Origin of the sequence: Variovorax sp. J2L1-78 (assembly GCF_030317205.1) — a bacterium.
Lineage (GTDB): Bacteria > Pseudomonadota > Gammaproteobacteria > Burkholderiales > Burkholderiaceae_C > Variovorax > Variovorax arabinosiphilus.
In genome coordinates this window covers 722,762-739,621 of sequence record NZ_JASZYB010000002.1, presented here as the reverse complement: position 1 = coordinate 739,621, position 16,860 = coordinate 722,762, and the positions used below count along the sequence as shown (strand labels likewise).

Here is a 16,860-nt window from a genome sequence, read left to right as displayed (position 1 = left end):
AATCCATCGTTAACCTGAGTTCAACAATGGAACGTCGATGAGCGCCTCCATCCAGCCCGCGGAACTGGGCTTCTTTTCGACGCTGGCAGCGGCCGGCAGCCTGAGTGCGGCAGCGCGCGAGATGGGCGTGACCACGCCGGCGGTGAGCAAGCGGCTCGCGCTGATGGAGGACCGGCTGGGCGTGACGCTGGTCAACCGCACCACGCGGCGCATGGGCCTCACGCCCGAGGGTGAGCTGTACCTGGCGCATGCGCGCCGCATCCTCGGCGAGATCGAGGACATGGCCCAGCTGCTGGGGCAGGCCAAGGGCGAGCCGCAAGGCCTGCTGCGGGTGAACGCGACGCTCGGTTTCGGCCGCAGCCATGTCGCACCGGTGATCTCGCGCTTCGCGCGCCGCTACCCCGAGGTCGACGTGCAGCTGCAGCTGTCGGTCAACCCGCCGCCGCTGACCGACGACGCCTTCGACGTCTGCATCCGCTTCGGCGTGCCGCCCGATACGCGCGTGATCGCGCGACGCATCGCGTCGAACCGGCGCTTGCTGTGCGCGTCGCCGGCGTATCTGACGCGCGCCGGCACGCCCCGGGTGCCGAACGACCTCGCACGCCACGCCTGCATCGGTATCCGGCAGGGCGACGAAGCCTACGGCACCTGGCGCCTGACCAGCGGCCGCGGCGCCACGCAGCGCACGCAAGCGGTGAAGACGCGCGGCCCGCTCACCACCAACGACGGCGAGATCGCGGTGAGCTGGGCGCTCGACGGGCACGGCATCGTGATGCGCGCCGAATGGGACATCGCGCGCTACCTGCGCAGCGGCCGGCTGGTGCAGGTGCTGCCCGGCTACCGCACGCCCGAGGCCGACATCCACGCGGTGTACCCGCAGCGCCACCAGCTGTCGACGCGGGTGCGCGCCTTCGTCGACTTCATGGCGGCCGCCCTGGCGAAGGGCGAGGCGGGCGGCGCGGTGGCCGCGTGACCGTCGACGCGAAACGCCGTCGTCGAGGGGTGCGACTCGGCTGGGACGCCTGCGAGGTCAGGCCGATGGCGGCGTGCTCGGCGCCTCCGCTGCGGCTTGCAGCATCCAGTTTCGGAAGGCCGAAACGGCAGGGTCGCTGTCGCGCTCGGCGCTGAGCACCATCGCATAGTCCGGCGCGCGCCAGGTGGTCGCCGGCAGCGGACACACCAGACGCCCGGCGGCAAGATCACGCAGGATCAACGGCAGTGAGGCCAATGCCACGCCCAGTCCTTCCACCGCTGCGGCCTGCTGCAGAAACACATGCTCGAACTCCATCTGTCGCGCGGGCCGAAGGCCAGGTGCGCCGGCCGTGCGCAGCCAGTGGGTCCAGGCGCCTTTGGTACTGGCGGAATGCAGCAGCGTATGGTGGCGAAGGTCGGCCACACTGTGGATCGGATGCTGGCGCAGCAGGGCCGGGGCGCATGCTGGCAGGCGGACATCGGCCATGAACATGCGCGAGACGAGGCCGGGTCCCTGCTCGGGTCCGGACCGCACGCCGATGTCGAAGGCATCGCCCAGGTAGCGCAACCTGCGCGAGGTGGTCGACACCTGCACGTCGATGTCGGGAAACTGCAGGCAGAAGTCTGGCAGCCGTGGCAGCAACCAGCTCAGCGCGAAGCTCACCAGGGCATTGACCCGCACGGTCCCCGAGATGCGCCGAGCGGAACCTGCGTCGCGCAGCCGCGCGGTGCCCGTCGCCAGCCGGTCGAAGGCATCGCTGACGTCACCCAGGAGGGCCGCGCCCTCATCGGTCAGGCGCACGCCGCGCGCACGGCGTTCGAACAGGGGCTTGCCGAACCAGTCCTCCAACAGGCGGATCTGTTTGCCAACCGCCCAGTGGGTGACGTTGAGCCCGGCCGCCGCAGCGGCGAAGCTGCCATGCAGGGCCACCGCCTCGAAGCTGCGCAGCGCATTGAGCGGAGGCAAGCGGGCGCGCTCCACGCGGGCTTCGGCCTTCTCGATGTTGGCGGGACTTTTTCTCCCCATAGCCGCGATATTACGTCTGTGGTGGCCTGGGCCGCGGAAGCCTAGGATCGATCGCATGACGACGCCCTCCCTCGCTGCCGATTCGACCAGGCGCAAGCACGCGGCGCCGGAGGCGAATCGCGTGCTCTGGGTATCGTGCGTGGCGCATGCGCTGCACGACGGCTACACCGACCTGATCTACGTGTTGCTGCCGGTGTGGCAGACGGAATTCGGCCTGGGCTACGGCGCGCTGGCCGTCCTTCGCGCGGTCTACGGCGGCACGATGGCCTGCCTGCAGTTGTCGGCCGGTCGACTGTCGCAACGGGTAGGACGGCGCGCCACATTGGCACTGGGCACGCTGCTGGCGGCGCTGGGCTATGCAGCGGCCGGCATGTCGGGCAGCCTGCTCGGCCTGTGCGTGGCGCTGGCGGTATCGGGCAGCGGCTCCAGCACCCAGCACCCGCTGGCCTCCACCGCCGTGTCACACGCCTACGGCCCACGCGCCCGGGGTCCGCTGGGCATCTACAACTTCGCCGGCGATCTGGGCAAGGCCATGCTGCCCGCGGCCATGTCGCTCCTGGTGGCCTCGATGCCCTGGCGCCATGCGCTGTGGGTGATGGCCGCCGTGGGCGTGCTGGTCGCGGCAGGCATTGCACTTTTCCTCCCATCGCTGCCGCGCGCCGCGCCGATGGCGCAGCGCCAGGCTGGCGGCGGCCCGCACGCATCGCGCAGCGGCTTCCAGCTGCTGCTGGCGATCGGCGTTCTCGACACTGCCGTGCGCATGGGTGTTCTGACCTTCTTGCCCTTTCTGCTGCAGGCCAAGGGCATTTCGACGCCCATGCTGGGCACCGCACTGGCGATGGTGTTCATCGGCGGCGCGGCCGGCAAGTTCGTCTGCGGCTGGCTGGGCGAGCGCCTCGGCGTGACGGGCACCGTGCTCGTGACCGAAGGCGGCACGGCAGCGTGCATCGTGGCCGTTCTGCTGTGCCCGCTGGGGCCTGCCCTGGTGCTGTTGCCCCTCCTGGGGCTGATGCTCAACGGAACGTCGTCGGTGCTCTACGGTACCGTGCCGGACATGGCTCCGTCAGACGGCACCGAGCGCGCCTTCGCGGTGTTCTACACGGGCACCATCGCTTCAGGCGCACTGTCGCCGATCGTCTATGGCTTTTTGGGCGACCACGTCGGCATCCGGGCAGCGACCGTGGCCACGGCGCTGACGGCGCTGGCGATCGTGCCGCTGGCGTTGACACTCCGGCCACGCCTCGCGCCGACGCAACAACGTGGTTGAGGCTCGGGTCCGATGCCACTGCTTCGGCATTCATCTCATCATCACTCCGAGGTCCGCACCATGCATGCCGTTTCCCAGGCGCCTTTGATCCTGATCACCGGCGGCAGCCGTGGCGTCGGTGCCGCGACAGCGCGACTGGCGGCCGCCCAGGGCTACGACGTGGCGCTCAGTTTCATCTCCGACGAGTCCGCGGCCCGAGCGGTGCGCGCCGACGTCGAATCGCTCGGACGCCGGGCCCTGGCCGTGCGCGCGGACAGTGCAGACCCCGCACAAGTCGCACAGTTGTTCGCCGCCATCGATGACGCGTTCGGCAGGATCGATGTGTTGGTGAACAACGCCGCCATCATTGCGCGGCAGTCCCGGATCGAGGGACTCGACTTCGCACGGATGCAGCGCATCTTCGCCGTCAACGCCATCGGCCCGATCCTCTGTGCGCAGCAGGCGGTGAAGCGCATGTCGCAGCGTCACGGCGGGCGGGGCGGCGCCATCGTCAACATCTCATCGGCCTCTGCCCGGCTCGGCAGCCCGAACGAGTATGTGGACTACGCTTCGTCGAAGGGTGCGCTCGAGACCTTCACCCTCGGCCTCGCCAAGGAAGTCGCGCGCGAAGGCATCCGCGTCAACTGCATTCGTCCCGGGCACATCTACACCGAGATGCATGCCAGCGGCGGCGAACCGAACCGTGTCGATCGCGTCAAGGACTCGATTCCCATGGGACGAGGCGGCCAGCCCGAAGAGGTGGCGCGGGCCATCCTGTGGTTGGCGGGCGCCGAGGCGTCTTTCGTCACCGGCACCTTCCTGGATGTCACCGGCGGCAAGTGATCGACAGCGCACGTCGACGGCTTGCCTCGACGCTCGTCAGCTGCAACGGCCCTCGCGCATCGGTGACCCAGGCCGATGCGGCCGCGCGTTAGATTCGAGGGCTCAACCGGAGACCCTCTTCATGATCCACGTCCTCGCCTTCATCACCGCCAAGCCGGGCCTGCGCGCGCAGGTCATCGACGCCTTCCAGGCCAACGTGCCGGCGGTGCTCGCCGAAGACGGCTGCATCGAATATGCCGCAACGGTCGACGCGGCCGGCATGCCGCCCTCGCGCGGCAGCGTCGGCGACGACAGCTTCGTGGTGATCGAGCGCTGGGCCAGCGTGGCGGCGTTGCAGGCGCATGCCGCGTCGCCGCACATGGCGGCCTACGGCGCGAAGGTGAAAGACTGGACGGTCAGCCGCACCATCCACGTGCTCGAAGCGGTCTGACCTGCCTGCGCGCTCAGCCCTTCGCCGGCGGCGGCAGCTGCCGCAGGTAGAGGTGCAGCGCGCGCATGTCGATCTCGCTGATCTCACGCAGCGATTCGAAGGGCATGACCCGCACCGGCGTGCCGTCGGGCCGCTGGCCGGTCTTGAACAGCCGCATCATCGATTCGGCATCGGGGTAGCGCGCCATCACCGTGCCCTCGCCCGGCGCGAGGCGCGACGCGGCCGGCCAATCGGGCGGACCGCCGGGGATCTTGCCGCCCGCCAGTTGCGCGCCATGGCAGCCCAGGCACATGTTGGCCACGTAGGCGCCGTGCTGCACGCTCACACCTTCGGGCACCGGTGCCGCCGGCGGACGTGTGTGGTCGATCTTCGCGGCGGCGTCCTGGATCAGCCCGAATCCGTAGAGCGCGCGAACCGGCAGCGGCAAGTCGAGCACCGCGGCACCGCCTTCGGTCGGCGGCAGGCTGCGGATGTGGGCGACGAGCGAGGCGAGGTCGTCGTCGGTGAAACGGTTGTAGTCCTCGCTCGGCATGATCATCAGCGGCCGGCCGATCGGGTGCACGCCATGGCGGATCACGCGCACCCAGTCCTCCGGCCGGTAGCCCGCGGTCACGCTGCCGGGGCCGGGACTGATGTGCGGGCCGGCGACGCGCAGACCGTTCGGGTCATCGATGAAGGTGCGACCCCCGCCGTTGGCGCCATGGCAGTCGACGCAGCCGCGCGAGGCGTAGAGGTAGCGGCCACGCTCGAGGGCCACCGTGTCGGTGAGCGGGCGCAGCGCGACCGGCTGGACAGCGACCTCGACCTTGCGCTGCATCTTGCGGTCGGCCTGCGACAGGCCGAACCACAACGCGGCGCCGGCGAGCAGCACCAGCCCGAGCACCACCACGCCCGCGCGGCGCAGCCACCGTGCTGCGGCGGGGCTCATGCGTTCTCCTTCGCATGCATCCGCGGCCGGCGCCCCATGCGCTGGCGCAGCAGGCCGGCGGCCATCTTCCATTGCAGGCGCAGCCGCGGCTTGTGGCCCCACACGCTGGTCTGGTCCATCCGGCGCGACTGCCACGTGCGCGGCTCGATCTCCTGCGTGCCGGTGCCGATCTCGAAGTCGAAGCCCGAGGGCGTGGCGCCGTAGAAGGACACGGTGCTGTCCGGTGCCGGGTGTTGCCCCAGGTCCAGGCTCATCGGCACCTTGAGCCGTCGGGCACGCTCGTAGGCCATGCCGATGTCGCGCACGTCGGGCGCCTGCAGCATGAAGTGATGCATGCGCTTGCGCATCGGCAGGTCGAACAGCGCCAGCGAGTGATGGCGGCGGTTGCAGTGCATGAAGACACCCTGCACCTGGATCGGTCCGAGGCGCGTGTCCAGCCGCTCGGTGACGCCGAAGCCCAACGCCTCCACATAGAAAGCTTCGAGCGCGGGCACGCGTTGCGACACCAGCACCGCATGGCCCAGGCCGAGATCGCCGACCACGAAACCCTGCGGAAAGGCATCGGACGCGAACGGTCGCGCCGCGGCCTCGGCCCCGACGCAGAGTTCGACGACGTTGCCGTCGGGGTCGCGCACCACGTGGAGGCGCCGCACCCGCCGCGCCGCTCGGAGCGTCGCGTCGCCCACCTCGACCCTGTGGCCGGCAGCGGCCAGACGAACGAGCAATGCATCGAGCGCTGTGTCGTCCGCGCAATCGAAGCCCAGCGCCACCACGTCATCGGCCGGACCCGGCCGGACGATCAGGCGCTGCGCGCGCGCGTCGACCTGCCAGCCCACGCTGCCATCGCTGTTGGCCAGCGGCGCAGGCAGGCCCAGCACCTCCCGGCAGAAACGTTCCCACCGCGGTGGGCTGGACACCTCGAACACGAGGTAGGCGAGTACAAGAGAAGGCGTCATCAGTCTGTCCTCTAGAATTGTCGAGTCATTCAAATTTGAATGCGTCATTGAAAATTGAATGCTATGTCTAATTTTGAAGGACTGTCACTCGCCGCATTGCCTATGCCGCTCGGCCAGGCGCTGGCTGGTCAGCCGCCCGGGCTGGGCAAGCGCGAGCGCACGCGCCGCCAGCTCATCCTGGCGGCGGTCCAGGTGTTCTCGGCCCGAGGGGTGGCCGGTGCCACGATGCAGGAGATCGCCCAGCTCGCCGGCGTGACCCCTGGGACCGTCTACAACCACTTCGATGCGAAGGAATCGATCGCGACGGCGTTGGCCGTGTGGCTGGCCGAGACGCTCTGCCAGCACATCAACGACAGCCAGCAGGGCGTCGAGCGCGCCGCGCAGCGCATGGCGATCGGCCAGCGCCGCTACGCCTGGCTGGCGAAGGAGAGTCCGCGATGGACACTGCTGTTGCTCGATATCGCGGCCACGGTGCCCGCACTCACGGAACGTGTCGCGCTGTATGCGCGAGCCGACCTGCGCCTGGGCATCGCGCAGAAGGATTTCCGCGTGCCCAGCGAGCAAGCGGCGATGGGGCTCATCATGGGGACCGGCATGCAGACCATGCGCGACATCGCGCTGGGCACCGCGTCGACCGACCACGACATCGCCATGGCGACGGTGGTGCTGCGCGGGCTCGGCGTGCCATTCGAAAAGGCGGCTGAAATCGCCCGCCGGCCCCTGCCGGCGTTCGACGACGTGGCGCCGGTCCCGGCACGTAAGACGGCAACCGCATTCGCCAAGGCGACGCCAAAAAAAACGCGCCCGAAGGCGCGTTCCTGATCGACCGGTAGGCCGTGCTTACTTCGACACAACCTTGACCATCTCGAGGCACTTGTTCGAGTAGCCCCATTCGTTGTCGTACCAGCTCACCAGCTTGACGAAGGTGCTGTCCAGCGCGATGCCGGCTTCGGCGTCGAAGATCGAGGTGCGCGGGTCGCCGCGGAAGTCGGTGGCCACGACCTTGTCTTCGGTGTAGCCCAGCACGCCCTTGAGCGCGCCTTCGCTCTGCGCCTTCATTTCAGCGCAGATTTCCTTGTACGTGGCTTCCTTCACCAGCTCGACCGTCAGGTCGACCACCGACACGTCGGAGGTCGGCACGCGGAAGCTCATGCCGGTGAGCTTCTTGTTGAGCTCGGGGATCACCACGCCCACGGCCTTGGCGGCACCGGTCGACGACGGGATGATGTTTTCCAGGATGCCGCGGCCGCCGCGCCAGTCCTTGTTGCTCGGGCCATCAACGGTCTTCTGCGTGGCCGTGGCCGCATGCACCGTGGTCATCAGGCCGCGCTTGATGCCCCACTTGTCGTTGAGCACCTTGGCCAGCGGCGCCAGCGCATTGGTCGTGCAGCTGGCGTTGCTGATGATGGCTTCGCCGGCGTACTTCTTGTCGTTCACGCCGTAGACGAACATCGGGGTGTCGTCCTTGCACGGCGCCGACATGATGACCTTTTTGGCGCCCGCGTCGATGTGCTTCTGGCAGGTTTCCTTGGTGAGGAACAGGCCGGTGGATTCGAGCACGATGTCGGCGCCGGCTTCGTTCCACTTGAGGGCCGCGGGGTCGCGTTCCTGCGTGAGGCGGATCTTCTTGCCGTTGACGATCAGCGTGTTGCCGTCGACCGAGACTTCACCCTGGAAGCGGCCGTGCACCGAATCGTACTGCAGCATGTACGCCAGGTAGTCGGGCTCGAGCAGGTCGTTGATGGCGACGATCTCGATGTCGTTCCTGAAGTTCTGCACCGCTGCGCGCAGCACGTTGCGACCGATGCGGCCGAAGCCGTTGATACCGAGTTTGATAGCCATCTGACTTGCTCCTAAGGTTGAAAAATCAATTCCGGAAAACTCAGCGCGCCAGCGCCGCCTCGACCGTGGCCGCGACGTTTTCCGGGGTGAAGCCGAAATGCTTGAACAGCACGCTCGCGGGTGCCGATTCGCCATACGTGTCGATGCCGACCACGGCCGACACGCCGTATTTCCACCAGCCGTCGGTCACGCCCATCTCGACGGCGATGCGCGGCAGGCCCTTGGGCAGCACGCTCTTCTTGTAGGCCACGTCCTGGCGGTCGAAGGTGGTGGTCGAGGGCATCGACACCACGCGCACGCCGATCTTCTTGGCGGCAAGCAGCTCCTGCGCCTTCAACGCGAGCTGCACTTCGGAGCCGGTGGCGATGATGACCGCCTTGACCTTCTTGTTCTTCAGGCCGACGCGCTCGGGCTCGGCCAGCACGTAGGCACCCTTGCTGATGTCGCTCAGGTCGCTCTTGGGCGAATACGGCAGGTTCTGGCGCGACAGCAGCAGTGCCGTCGGGCGCGTGGCGTTCTGCAGCGCGACGGCCCAGGCCACCGTGGTCTCGGCCGTGTCGCCCGGACGCCAGACGTCGAGGTTGGGGATCAGGCGCAGCGAGGCGGCGTGCTCGATCGACTGGTGCGTCGGGCCGTCTTCGCCCAGGCCGATGGAGTCGTGCGTGAAGACATGCACCACGCGCTGCTTCATCAGCGCGGCCATGCGGATCGCGTTGCGGCTGTAGTCGCTGAAGGTGAGGAAGGTGCCGCCGTAGGGGATGAAGCCGCCATGCAGCGCCACGCCGTTCATGATGGCCGCCATGCCGAATTCGCGCACGCCGTAGTTGATGTGGCGGCCCAGCAGGCCGTCGGGGAACTGCTCGTTGCCTTCGCTGCGCACCACGTCGCCCTGGTCGTCGAAACGCAGGTTGGGCGTGCTCTTGGTGTTGGTGAGGTTCGAGCCGGTCAGGTCGGCGCTGCCGCCGAGCATCTCGGGCAGCGCGGCGGTGAAGGCTTCGAGCGCCAGCTGCGAGGCCTTGCGGCTGGCGACCGTCTCGCCCTTCGAATGGGCCGCCACCACGGCGTCGAACGCGGTCTGGTGGAAGCTCTTGGGCAGCTCGCCCTTCATGCGGCGGGTGAACTCCGCGGCCAGGTCGGGGAAGGCCTTGGCGTAAGCGGCGAAGCGCTCGTTCCAGGCGGCTTCGGTCTTGGCGCCGGCGGCCTTCGCATCCCACTCGGCGTACACGGCCTCGGGCAGCTCGAAGGGGGCGTGCGGCCATTGCAGCGCGCTGCGGGTCAGGCCGATCTCGTCGGCGCCCAGCGGCTCGCCGTGGGCCTTGGCGGTGTTGGCGCGGTTCGGGCTGCCCTTGCCGATCTGCGTCTTGCAGATCACGAGGGTGGGCTTGTCGGTCGACTTCTTCGCGTCGGCGATCGCCTTCGACACGGCCTTGGTGTCGTGGCCGTCGACCGGGCCGATCACGTTCCAGCCGTAGGCCTTGAAGCGCTCGGCGGTGTTGTCGACGAACCAGGGCTTGACCGGGCCATCGATGCTGATGCCGTTGTCGTCGTACAGCGCGATCAGCTTGCCCAGCTTCCAGGCGCCGGCGAGTGCGGCGGCTTCGTGGCTGATGCCTTCCATCAGGCAGCCGTCGCCCAGGAAGGCGTAGGTGTGGTGGTCGACGATGGCGTGCGACGGGCGGTTGAATTCGGCGGCGAGCAGCTTCTCGGCCAGCGCGAAGCCCACGGCGTTGGTGATGCCCTGGCCCAGCGGGCCGGTGGTGGTTTCGACGCCGGGCGTCACGCCCACTTCAGGGTGCCCGGCGGTCTTGCTGTGCAGCTGGCGGAATTTCTTGAGCTCGTCGATGGACAGGTCGTAGCCGGCCAGGTGCAGCACGGCGTAGATCAACATCGACGCATGGCCGTTGGACAGCACGAAGCGGTCGCGGTCGGCCCAGTGCGGATTGACCGGGTTGTGGCGCAGATGGTCTCCCCACAGCGCCACGGCCATGTCGGCCATGCCCATGGGGGCGCCGGGGTGGCCGGAGTTGGCGAGTTGAACGGCATCCATCGCCAGCGCGCGGATCGCGTTGGCCATCAAGGCTTGGTTGGCCATCGGGGAAGGCTTTCGGGGGGTGAGATTGGGGGAGCCCGCGATTTTAGCGGGCCGGGTCCGGGAGGCTTCCTGACGCATGACAAGTCCCGGCGCAACAAGGGCGCACTGCTAGAGTCGCGAGCCATGCAAGGGCTGCACCTCACCGCCGATCTCCACGACTGCCAATGCGCGCCACCGTGGCTCACCGACGCGCAACTGCTGGGCGAGCGCTGCACCCGCGCGGTCGCAGCCGCCGGGCTGCAGGCCGTCGGCCAGCTGTTCCACACCTTCCCCGCGACGCCCGACGGCCCCGGCGGCGTGACGGCCACGGTGCTGCTGGCCGAATCGCACCTGTGCGTCCACACCTGGCCGGAGTTGCGCGGCGCCACACTCGACGTCTATGTGTGCAACTTCGGCGCCGACCATTCGGCCCGGGCGCACGCGCTGATGAATGCGCTGCTCGCGCTGTTCGAACCGGGGCAGGTGGAGCGCCACGAGATCGCGCGCGGCGGCGCGGCGGTGGTCAAGGCATGACCGGCGCCCAGGCCATGGTGCTGGCCGCCGGCCGCGGCGAGCGCATGCGGCCGCTGACCGACGCCACGCCCAAGCCCCTGCTCGACGTGCGCGGCAAGCCGCTGATGCAGTGGCCCCTGGAGGCGCTGGCGGCCGGCGGTTTCTCGTCGGCGGTGGTCAACACCGCCTGGCTGGGCGAGCAGATCGAGGCGCGCTTCGGGGCGGGCGGCAATGCGCTGCCGTCGATCGCCTACTCCCACGAGGGCCGAGACTTCGGCGGCGCGCTGGAAACGGCCGGCGGCATCGTGCGCGCCTTGCCGATGCTCGCGGACGTGTTCTGGGTCGCGGCCGGCGACGTGTATGCGCCAGATTTCGTCTTCTCCGAGGCGGCTGTGACACGTTTTGTCACCAGCGGCCGCCTCGCCCACCTGTGGCTGGTGCCAAATCCGTCACACAACCCCAAGGGTGATTTCGGCCTCTCGGCCGCCGGTCTGGCGCTGAACGAGGCGCCCGAGCGCCTGACCTTCTCGACGATCGCCCTCTACCGGGCTGCCTTCTTCGCGCCGCCCCACGGCGACATCCCGCCCGGCAACCCGCAGGGCACGAAGGCGGCCCTGGCCCCCCTGTTGCGGCGCGCCATCGACAACGCCCAGGTGAGCGCGGAACGCTACCTGGGCGCGTGGACGGATGTGGGCACACCCGAACGGCTGGCCGCGCTGAACGCCGGTCGCTGAGACCGACGCCGCGCGGCGGCTGTCAAGGGATGTTCGAGCCGGAGACCTGGAACGGGCCGCCCGGCAGCGCAAAGCTGCCACCGAACTCGAAGGTGCCATTGGTGGCGCAGCCATTGGGCGGCTGGCACGCCTTGCCGCTGCCCTGGTTGGTCCAGAAGACCACAGGGCCGTAGCGGTAGTTGGAGACCTGCTTTCCGCCGTAGTCCGCGACGGACAGGACATAGGACTCGGTGCCATGGTTCTCGGCGTCCTCGGCGGCGATCGGGTCCACCAACCGCGTGTCGGTCAACGGGTTGGCACGCACGACGCCACTGTTGAAGTCGGCCGCAAACTGCACCCAGTCGATCCGGCGGTCGCCGCGCGAGGTCACGATGACCTCACGCTCGAAGCCTTGCGTGTAGACCTTGGTGCCATCGTGAGGCTTGACGTAGGCGATGTGCGTCGGGTTGCGGCCGACGGTCACGCCGCCCTTGCGCACAATCTCCGCGGCCGCACCGCCGCCGGAGGCATTCAGGTAGTTGCCGAGGTCATAGATGTGCAGCTGGCCTTCCTGCGTGGCGATGAAGGCGCGCCGGGGACCATCGTTCGGCCGCACATTGACAGCGGTCGGGCGGTTCTCCATGTCGATGGTCTTGATGACCGCCGGCTTCTGCGATGCCACCGCGTCGAAGGTGTAGGGCCATTGGCTGGCGCCGGGGCCGCGACTGGCGATCATGGCGTTGAAGTCGGACTGCGAACCGCCAAAGTACTTCTCGCGGTAGTAGCTGAACAGCGGACGCAGGTCGATGAAGGCGGCCCGCTTCTCCGACTTGGAGATCACCACCGCCACACCGGCCCGCGCATAGGCGCCACCATTGACGCCCGAATAGAAGCTCGTGCGGTTGTTCTGGTCCGTGAGCGGGAGCGCGTAGTAGTTCTGGAGGTTGTTGGTGCCCGGCGCGAAGGTGCGGTTGTAGTCCTCGAACGCGATGCCCGTGGAGCTCGAGATCTCGGTGGGCGCGCGCAGGTTGTCGGGAAGATCCACGTAGCCGAGCACCTTCATGTAGGCCGTGTTGCCGAGGTTGGGCAGCCCGGGGTAGACGTTGCCCCAATCGCCCCAGTGGTTGTACCAGCCCGATGGATTGTCGGGGTTGCAGCCGTCGCAGAGGCTGGCCAGCGCAATGACCGCGATCTGGCCCTTCAGATTGACCGTGTCCCACACCGTGACCAGTGCGAATTCGTTGCTGCCGGTGACGGCGATAGCGGTGGGCACCTTGCCCGCCGCCAGCTGGACCGTGGCGCGGTTCGTCGACGTGTTGCTGCCGGTGGTGGCGATCAGGCCGTTCTGAAACACCATCAGGCTGTTCGTGCACCAGCCGGAGCGGCCATAGCAACGGCCCACGGCCACAGGCTCGCGCGCACCGAGTCCCCGGGCGACATAGCTGACGGCCGCACTGTCGTCGACGCCGTTGCTGTAATCGACCGTCCAGCTCGGCTCGGGCTTCTGGGCGAAGGTGTTGTGGGCCATGTTGATGGCCTGCAGATTCGAGATGCCCACATGGGCCGCCGGCGCGTCGGCGATGTACGCCGTATGCAGGATCGACGACGAATAGTCGCCGGGGTCGGTCTGCAGGGAGCCGATCTGCCAGGTGCCGCAGTAACCGCCCTGGTTGGCGGGTGCACAGCCCCGGGTGCCGCCGGGATTGCGAATGGAGATCGGGTCGTAGGACTGGTCGCCACGCGTTCCCCAGGTCGGCAGCCCGCTGTTGCCCGCCTTGCCGTACGTCGCCGCCGAGGGCCCGTACCGGTATTCGATCCCGGCCGCCTTGCTGAACTGCAAGGCCGTCTCGCGGTAGGCAGCGGGCACCACGTTCACGGTGCTGTCCACGACATCGTTCTGGATCGGGACGGTGCCTGTGGCGCCGCTTGCGCCCCCAGCACCACCGCTCGCACCGCCCACGCCGTCGGCCTGCGTGGTGCTGCTGACATTGCTGCTGCCCGAGGCCGTGGTACCGGTCCCGCCGCCGCCGCCACCACCGCCGCACCCGACCAATGCCGCCGCCAAAACCAGCGACATTGCGAATTTATTTTCAGTAACTGTGAACAATGTAGGAATCCTCTGATTGACAGTGGCGCGTTTGTACATTTTTAGTCTGACAACAGGAACTCTTCTTTCAATTCTTTGCTCACGTCGGCAGAGATGCCACACTGTGCCGTTACAAAACGGCAGCATGGTTACAGCAATGGATACTTCCTTCTACATAGCCCGACGCAATCGTCTTGCAGCAACTATCGGGCCCGGTGGCATCGCCGTCATTCCGACCGCGCCGGAACGCCCGCGCAACCGCGACAGCGACTACCTCTACCGTCACGACAGCTACTTCTATTACCTGACGGGATTCACCGAACCCAACGCCTGGCTGGTGCTGACCGGCAGCGGGCACGCCACCCTGTTCTGCGCGCCCAAAGACCTGGAGCGCGAGATCTGGGACGGCCACCGGCTGGGCCCCGAAGCCGCGCCCGAAGCGCTGGGTGTCGACGCCGCCTGCCCCGTCACCGAACTCGACACCAAGCTGCCCCGGTTGCTGGAGAACACGGCCGCCGTCTGGTACCCCTTCGCCACGCACAAGGGGCTGGAGTCGCGCATCGACGGCTGGCTGTCGTCGGTCCGCTCGCGCGTGCGCTTCGGCGCGATGTGCCCCGACCAGCAGCGCGACCTGTGCGGCCCGCTCGACGAGATGCGGCTGGTGAAGGACGCGCACGAGCTCGACATCATCCGGCGCGCCGGCAAGATCAGCGCGGGCGCCCATGTGCGCGCCATGCAGGCCTCGGCCCGCATGCTGCGCGAGGGCAGCGACCTGCGCGAGTACCACCTCGACGCCGAGCTGCTGCATGAATTCCGCAGGGGCGGCTCGCAGTACCCGGCCTACCCGTCGATCGTGGCCGCGGGCGCCAACGCCTGCGTGCTGCACTACCACGCCGATGCCGCGCCGGTGCGCCCCGGCGAGCTGGTGCTGATCGACGCCGGCTGCGAGCTCGACGGCTACGCCAGCGACATCACCCGCACCTTCCCCGCCGACGGTAAATTCACCGGCCCGCAGCGCGCGCTGTACGACATCGTGCTGGCCAGCCAGGTCGCCGCCGTGGCCGCGACCAAGGCCGGCAACCGCTTCAACGACCCGCACGAGGCCGCCGTGAAGGTGCTCGCGCAGGGCATGCTCGACGTCGGTCTGCTCGACGCGAACAAGGTCGGCAGCCTCGAGGACGTGATCGAGCAGCGCGCCTACTTTCCCTTCTACATGCACCGCACCGGCCACTGGATGGGCATGGACGTGCACGACAGCGGCAGCTACGTGGAGCCCACGCAGCAGGGCGAGGTGAGCGAACGCAAGGACCCGCTGAGCGGCGAGACCATCAAGAACCGACCGAGCCGCATCCTGCATCCGGGCATGGTGCTGACCATCGAACCCGGCATCTACGTGCGGCCGGGCGAGGGCGTGCCGGCGCAGTTCCACCACATCGGCATCCGCATCGAGGACGACGCCATCGTCACGCCCGACGGCTGCGAGCTGACCACGCGCGACGCGCCGGTCGACGCCGACGAGATCGAGGCGCTGATGCGTTGATGCTGGCGCGCAGGTTTCGCCCTCAGTCCGCCTTGAAGCCGGTTTGAAGCCGGTCGCTGCCACCGCTCTGTTCGCGCGGTGGCGGTCGGCCTGACCAGGGTTAACCGTCAGGCGCTCAGAGGCTCCCCGCGAGATGCCCGCGCGTGAACGCCTCTTCGAAGATCGAATAGCCCGACCAATCGGCGTGCGCGAAGACGAGCCGGCCGGCGACCACGGTGGCCTCGTGGCCGAGCTGCGCGCGCAACCCTGGCGTCGGGATCGCCATCGCGTGGCCGTAGCGCGTGATGTCGATGCGCGTGGCACGCTCGGCGATGTCGGGGTGCGGCACCGACAGCTCGGCCAGCAGCGCATCGCGCCAGGCGGACCAGGGCTGGTCGAGCAGTTGGCGGCGGCCGTCGGTGCCGTCGAAGGCGCTCGGGCCCAGCGGGCGGTACCAGGTCAGCACGGTGGCGCGCGGGGTCGGGTCGAGCGTCTGGTGACGGGCGTCGACATACCCCAGGCCACGCGTGCCGTAGACCACGTTGTCCCAGCTCGGCGCGGCGCCAGGTCGGTCGGCGAGCGGCGCGTCGAGGTGCAGGTTCGCGACCAGCCAGGGCGCGTAATGCAATGCAGCCGCGGCACGGCGAAGAAGCTCCGGCGGGTTCTCCACCACGCGTGCGGCGATGAAGACCGGCAGCGCGACGATGCAGCGCTCGGCCTGCCAGCGCACGAGCGCCTTCGTGGCCGTGTCGAACACATCGACCTCCACGCCGTCGCGCATCTCGGCGATACGTGTGACGACCTGGCCGGTGCGCAGCCGCTCGCCCAGCGGCGCGGCGAGGCGCTGGGTGAGCCAGCCATTGCCTTCGGGCCAGGTGAGCACCGCATCGCGGTCCGCGCTGTCGTCGCCCGGCGCGTGAAACCCGTGGCGGCTCGCGAAGTAGTGGATGCCGGCCCAGGCCGACACCTGCGCGACGCCGGCGCCGTAATCGTCGCGACAGCAGTACTCGAGGTACCAGCGCAGGTGCGCATCGCCCAGGCCCTCGGCATCGAGCCACTGGCCGAAGCTCATGGCGTCGAGCGCGCGCGATGCCGATGTGGAAGGCGCGCGCAGCGAGGGGATCGCGAAACGGGCGGCGTGCTGCAGTTCGTCGACGCGTTGGGCGAAGCGGCGGTACTGCGCCAGCGTTTCGGCGCCGACACCCTGCACCGGCAGCAGCCCGTCGTGCCATTCGCCCTGGAAGAAGAGACGCTCCTGCGGGCTGTGGCACAGGTGGCGCTCGTCGTATTCCCAGCGGCCGGCCACGCGACGCCGCAGGCCGAGTTCTTCCAGCAGATCCTGCACCTCGTGCGCGTCATCACCGGGCACCGGCAGGTAGTGCGCGCCGAGCGGGCAGGCGATGCCTTCAACCGCCCCGCCGCGGCTGTTGCCGCCAGCCGTGTCCTCCAGCTCGAGCAGCACGAAGTCGTCGACGCCGCGTGCGCGCAGGGCACGCGCGGCCGCGAGGCCCGCGACGCCGCCGCCAGCGATGAGCACGCGCGTGCGCTGCACGGACGAAGGCGTCGCACCGCGCTGAACGCCGTCGCGCAGCGCATGGCCGCGTGCGACGTCGATGCCGGTGAAGCCGCCCGCGATGGTGCGCGATGCATCGCAGCCCGACAGCGCGAAGGCGCCCGCGCCCAGGGCGCTGCCGATGAATGCGCGGCGCTGCAT

The 16,860-nt window shown here is 68.8% G+C and carries 15 protein-coding genes; 8 read left to right on the top strand and 7 right to left on the bottom strand.

The window, feature by feature from the left end:
• Positions 1-37: 37 nt before the first annotated feature.
• Positions 38-973 carry a LysR family transcriptional regulator gene (locus tag QTH86_RS17410; RefSeq protein WP_286647452.1) on the top strand — a complete coding sequence of 312 codons (936 nt, stop codon included), beginning with the start codon at positions 38-40 and terminating at the stop codon, positions 971-973.
• A 57-nt stretch (positions 974-1,030) separates the two neighbouring features.
• Here QTH86_RS17410 and QTH86_RS17405 read toward each other — a convergent pair whose 3' ends face one another.
• A complete protein-coding gene (locus QTH86_RS17405) occupies positions 1,031-1,999 on the bottom strand; it encodes a LysR substrate-binding domain-containing protein (RefSeq protein ID WP_286647693.1) in 969 nt (322 codons plus the stop codon).
• A 55-nt stretch (positions 2,000-2,054) separates the two neighbouring features.
• Here QTH86_RS17405 and QTH86_RS17400 point away from each other — a divergent pair, with 55 nt between their 5' ends.
• The 3 genes from QTH86_RS17400 to QTH86_RS17390 all read left to right on the top strand — a co-directional run bounded on the left by QTH86_RS17400 (position 2,055) and on the right by QTH86_RS17390 (position 4,518).
• Complete coding sequence (locus QTH86_RS17400) at positions 2,055-3,266, top strand: MFS transporter (protein WP_286647451.1); 1,212 nt, start codon at positions 2,055-2,057, stop codon at positions 3,264-3,266.
• Positions 3,267-3,326: 60 nt separating this feature from the next.
• Positions 3,327-4,088, top strand: coding sequence for an SDR family oxidoreductase (locus tag QTH86_RS17395; RefSeq protein WP_286647692.1), 762 nt, complete (start codon positions 3,327-3,329; stop codon positions 4,086-4,088).
• A gap of 121 nt (positions 4,089-4,209) precedes the next feature.
• Positions 4,210-4,518 (top strand): putative quinol monooxygenase, encoded by a 309-nt coding sequence (locus QTH86_RS17390; protein WP_286647450.1) that lies wholly within the window; start codon positions 4,210-4,212, stop codon positions 4,516-4,518.
• A gap of 13 nt (positions 4,519-4,531) precedes the next feature.
• Here the strand turns inward: QTH86_RS17390 and QTH86_RS17385 are convergent, their stop codons facing one another.
• Together QTH86_RS17385 and QTH86_RS17380 are read right to left on the bottom strand one after the other, a co-directional pair.
• Positions 4,532-5,446, bottom strand: coding sequence for a c-type cytochrome (locus QTH86_RS17385; protein WP_286647449.1), 915 nt, complete (start codon positions 5,444-5,446; stop codon positions 4,532-4,534).
• Positions 5,443-6,402, bottom strand: coding sequence for a VOC family protein (locus QTH86_RS17380; RefSeq protein WP_286647448.1), 960 nt, complete (start codon positions 6,400-6,402; stop codon positions 5,443-5,445). The genes QTH86_RS17385 and QTH86_RS17380 overlap by 4 nt, the downstream gene beginning before the upstream one ends.
• Before the next feature lie 102 nt (positions 6,403-6,504).
• On the opposite strand from QTH86_RS17380, the gene QTH86_RS17375 reads away from it, so the two are divergent.
• Entirely contained in the window at positions 6,505-7,224 is a 720-nt protein-coding gene (locus tag QTH86_RS17375; protein WP_286647691.1) for a TetR/AcrR family transcriptional regulator, read from the top strand.
• Positions 7,225-7,242: 18 nt separating this feature from the next.
• Here the strand turns inward: QTH86_RS17375 and gap are convergent, their stop codons facing one another.
• Positions 7,243-8,244 (bottom strand): type I glyceraldehyde-3-phosphate dehydrogenase, encoded by a 1,002-nt coding sequence (gap, locus tag QTH86_RS17370; RefSeq protein ID WP_286647447.1) that lies wholly within the window; start codon positions 8,242-8,244, stop codon positions 7,243-7,245.
• A gap of 40 nt (positions 8,245-8,284) precedes the next feature.
• Positions 8,285-10,336 carry a transketolase gene (gene tkt, locus QTH86_RS17365; RefSeq protein WP_286647446.1) on the bottom strand — a complete coding sequence of 684 codons (2,052 nt, stop codon included), beginning with the start codon at positions 10,334-10,336 and terminating at the stop codon, positions 8,285-8,287.
• A 123-nt stretch (positions 10,337-10,459) separates the two neighbouring features.
• On the opposite strand from tkt, the gene speD reads away from it, so the two are divergent.
• Both speD and QTH86_RS17355 read left to right on the top strand, forming a co-directional pair.
• Complete coding sequence (gene speD / locus QTH86_RS17360) at positions 10,460-10,849, top strand: adenosylmethionine decarboxylase (RefSeq protein ID WP_286647445.1); 390 nt, start codon at positions 10,460-10,462, stop codon at positions 10,847-10,849.
• A 14-nt stretch (positions 10,850-10,863) separates the two neighbouring features.
• Positions 10,864-11,562, top strand: a complete 699-nt coding sequence (locus tag QTH86_RS17355) for a nucleotidyltransferase family protein (protein ID WP_444813903.1) — start codon at positions 10,864-10,866, stop codon at positions 11,560-11,562.
• A gap of 22 nt (positions 11,563-11,584) precedes the next feature.
• Here the strand turns inward: QTH86_RS17355 and QTH86_RS17350 are convergent, their stop codons facing one another.
• Positions 11,585-13,618, bottom strand: coding sequence for a hypothetical protein (locus QTH86_RS17350; RefSeq protein ID WP_286647443.1), 2,034 nt, complete (start codon positions 13,616-13,618; stop codon positions 11,585-11,587).
• 166 nt (positions 13,619-13,784) lie between these two features.
• Here QTH86_RS17350 and QTH86_RS17345 point away from each other — a divergent pair, with 166 nt between their 5' ends.
• Positions 13,785-15,167 carry an aminopeptidase P N-terminal domain-containing protein gene (locus QTH86_RS17345; protein ID WP_444813866.1) on the top strand — a complete coding sequence of 461 codons (1,383 nt, stop codon included), beginning with the start codon at positions 13,785-13,787 and terminating at the stop codon, positions 15,165-15,167.
• Between the two features lie 115 nt (positions 15,168-15,282).
• Here QTH86_RS17345 and QTH86_RS17340 read toward each other — a convergent pair whose 3' ends face one another.
• Positions 15,283-16,860 (bottom strand): FAD-dependent oxidoreductase, encoded by a 1,578-nt coding sequence (locus QTH86_RS17340; protein ID WP_286647441.1) that lies wholly within the window; start codon positions 16,858-16,860, stop codon positions 15,283-15,285.